General features: G+C 60.9%; 1 protein-coding gene. It reads right to left on the bottom strand.

All coding sequences use genetic code 11. The annotated features are described in order from the left end of the window. Nucleotides 1-370 (bottom strand): hypothetical protein (locus tag THS27_RS26510; protein WP_210403047.1); only part of this gene is annotated, 370 nt, incomplete at its 3' end. Between the last annotated feature and the right edge of the window lie 16 nt (nt 371-386).

Raw genomic sequence — 386 nt, 5'->3', positions numbered from 1 at the left:
CCTTTTGCGGGCTCCAGGGCAACAGATAATCCGGCAAAGGAGCCACATCGTGCGGCATAAAACCGCGCACCAGGCCCCGGTCAACTGCATCGCGATATTCCGTCACCTGCAAACACTGGTCGATGTCGGCAACTTCTGCCACCACGTCGGCGGGCCACGGCCAGCACAGCCCGGCCAGTTCCGTATAAGATCTGCGGATCGGCAGCACGATGCTGGTTTCAAACCGCTCCCAAATCCCCAGTTCGCGCATTCGCTGCTTGACGGGGGTGAGCAAATCGCCGGTTTCGTCTTCCTCGATGTCATGGATCAAGGCATAGGGCGCGGCCCGACGTGAGACGTGGTCACACGCCATCACAGAATGCTGGGCCACCGTAACCTCGCAGGCC

Origin of the sequence: Thalassospira sp. MCCC 1A01428 (genome assembly GCF_002115825.1) — a bacterium.
Taxonomy (GTDB): Bacteria; Pseudomonadota; Alphaproteobacteria; order Rhodospirillales; family Thalassospiraceae; genus Thalassospira.
This window is presented reverse-complemented; position numbering and strand designations above follow the sequence as displayed.